The following is a 2,616-nucleotide window of genomic DNA, read 5'->3' on the forward strand; positions in this document are numbered from 1 at the left end:
GTAAGCAGAGTTTTTGAAATGTAAGGCCTTTGAATAAGACAAAAGGCTGCCTCATCGCTAACTTTGCAACAGTGCCCGCCAAACACCCGTTTCTCCACCAGCGAACGTAAATAATCGTGTATTCATCAGTTTCCTCTCAGGCCTTTCGCCTATTTCTCAGCCAACGCAAAACCGGCATTGCCCGGCGCAACCACTGAAACAAATATAAAAGGTTCGGGGCCAGAGTTCATTGCACCATGTACCTGCCCAGGTTTTGCGATCGCAATATCTCCAGCTTTAAGATGAGTGACTATGCCGTTACCTTGATGATATTCGGCTTCACCTGAGATAACCGTCCAAGTATCTTGGCCGTGAGGATGTACATGGGAAGCTATTTCCTGCCCAGGGTGGGCGTGCCAAACAACGACGACAGAGTCATTGGTTTCCAGAACAACCGAACGAATCGGTTCGCCGTTAGACGGACGAACATATTCATCCACCGAAAAAATCCGCGATTCAGTTTCTGCTCTCATGTTCACACCCATTTAAAACTGATTGGACACGTACTCTAAACGCAACTGCGCCTGGACAGCACATGAAGATATGTACCTAAGCGCCCTTCGGGAAAACTATGCTCTGGCGCACAGAGACCGTCAATACTCCGTCGTGGGTAGGCATGACATAACGGGAGGAGACGGGCGACGCTTTGGTCATATGTACATGAGAAGGTGGCTCGCCCGCTCGGCAGGGTTGTTGTCGATGGGCAGGTGTCCCCCTTTCGATGTAGCGGATCAGCTTTAACCAGTTGCTCGCAAGGCAATTGATTGCTTGCCCAAGGCACTTTGACGACGTGACCTGGGGAGGGGTTTTGTCCAGCCTAGCTTTCAGTTGCTCCAGGAAAGCCTGGCTTTGCGACTGGCGCGTCTGGTATCGCTGGGCATCGCCCGCCTCTTCCATGTCGCGCTCGATGCCGTAGAGCTTGTTGATAAGAGTCAGTGCCATCTCCGCTCGGCCGATCTTGCCCTTGGATTGAGTTTTCTGATGAACTTGCGCCGCGCATGCCCAGCAACCTATACGCTCGACGCCTTTCTGCCTCCAGGAGGCGCTGCGGCACCTCCTGGGTACGGCTAGCGGTGTAATTGAACAGGATGACCGGAAGATTTGGTGGGCCACCGCGATCTCCTCAGTAGCTATAGCCAAACAGGTTGGGTATGAGAAGTTCAAGGGGGGGCGAGCAAAGCCCCCGTTCCAATTGATTCTCTATTCCACACAAATGGCGATATAAGCCGGCGGGTGATGACGACCCTGGAAGCTCTGGCATCGAGAGTGGATGTCTACTCCATCGACGAGGCGTTTCTGGATCTGACCGGAATCGACCGGGTGGTAAGCTTCGAGCCTTTTGGTCGGCAGGCGATTTGGCTCAAGGTGGAATCACCGGACGGTTACGATACAACGGTCAACGCTTGCGCCTGCTGTCGATTGACACCCCGGAAACCTACAAGCCCAGGTGCGACGCCGAGCTGACGAAGGGCCGCGAGGCAACCGCACGCCTCCGCGAACTGGTTGCCAACGCTCAGCGCATCGAGGTTGTCGATTCCGGCCAAGCCGACAAGTACGACCGCCGCCTTGTTCACCTGCTGATCGACGGGCGGGACGTGGGGCAAACCCTCATGGCCGAGGGGTTAGCCGTTGAGTGGAGGCCCGGCCCGAATGCGTGGAGGGAACGCCGTCGCCACTGGTGCGGATACTGATCGCTTTTCAGCTTGAGCCAGGAGCGCCCCGCCGCAGTGATCGGCACTTGTGTCGATCCGAGGAGGCGCAAGAGCCACAAGCCCCTGATAGGACCACGTAACGCGGCCATGCCACTAGAGCACGGCCGCTTTTTTCTTTTAAAAACAAAAATATAAAAAAATCCTGTTGCTTGAGCCGGTGGTATTGTGGGCAACTGCCGACCTGTTGGCAGGGTGGGGGCAACCGCTCGCGGTTGTCCCTGGCCTGTCAATGGGGAACCGCGAAGCGGTTAGGCAGGTATCCGGCTTGCCGGATTGTCCATAATTCCACGGGCTGTTTTCCCCAGGGCTACACGTTTTATATATGTTTTTTTTGTTTTAAAGAGTTTTAGGGAATCAGAAGGCAAAATTTACCTTCATTATCAGTTGCTTATAGAACCCCTCGGTGGGTAATAGACGGTTTCCGGTGGGTAATAGACGGGGTTGGGTGGGTAAACGACGGAACCGGGTGGGTAATAGACGGACTATCCACAGGCTGGATCGCCGGATCGATCCCCTCCCGTCTATTACACACCCGCCTTGCGCAAACCCTGACCAGTAGTCGCCTCGCGCTCCGTCTATTACACACCGCCGCGCTTAGTATTCGCCTGGGTCCAGTGGGGGGAGAACCCCGGAGCTGCTGACGACTTCCCCGCGTTGCGGACGCTCGACCGTCTCGCCGGGTTTCAGCGGATAGCGCCGCAGCACTCGCCCGTATTCTTCGCTCGCCCGCTTTGCTTCCACGCGCACGCGGCCAGACTCCGAGTTGACGCAGTTCAGGTAATTTTCTGTGGCACTGTTGCAAATAGTCGGTGGTGATAAACTTATCATCCCCTTTTGCTGATGGAGCTGCACATGAACCCATTCA

Annotated in this window: 3 protein-coding genes and 1 pseudogene; 1 reads left to right on the forward strand and 3 read right to left on the reverse strand. The window is 55.2% G+C overall.

Annotated elements, in window-relative coordinates; translation table 11 throughout:
* Positions 1-149 precede the first annotated feature (149 nt).
* The gene (locus OQV04_RS24200; RefSeq protein WP_001348195.1) at positions 150-524 is read right to left on the reverse strand and encodes a cupin domain-containing protein; all 375 of its coding nucleotides are present in this window, start codon (positions 522-524) and stop codon (positions 150-152) included.
* A gap of 189 nt (positions 525-713) precedes the next feature.
* Positions 714-1,150, reverse strand: a pseudogene (locus OQV04_RS24205) (IS66 family transposase); the annotation flags it as partial.
* 292 nt (positions 1,151-1,442) lie between these two features.
* Here OQV04_RS24205 and OQV04_RS24215 point away from each other — a divergent pair.
* Positions 1,443-1,730 (forward strand): thermonuclease family protein, encoded by a 288-nt coding sequence (locus OQV04_RS24215; RefSeq protein WP_009486461.1) that lies wholly within the window; start codon positions 1,443-1,445, stop codon positions 1,728-1,730.
* A 615-nt stretch (positions 1,731-2,345) separates the two neighbouring features.
* Here OQV04_RS24215 and OQV04_RS24220 read toward each other — a convergent pair.
* A partial coding sequence (locus tag OQV04_RS24220; protein ID WP_064169974.1) for a hypothetical protein occupies positions 2,346-2,616 on the reverse strand: 271 nt, incomplete at its 5' end.

Source organism: Escherichia sp. Lx600-2 (genome assembly GCF_036662595.1).
GTDB classification, from domain to species: Bacteria; Pseudomonadota; Gammaproteobacteria; order Enterobacterales; family Enterobacteriaceae; genus Escherichia; species Escherichia coli.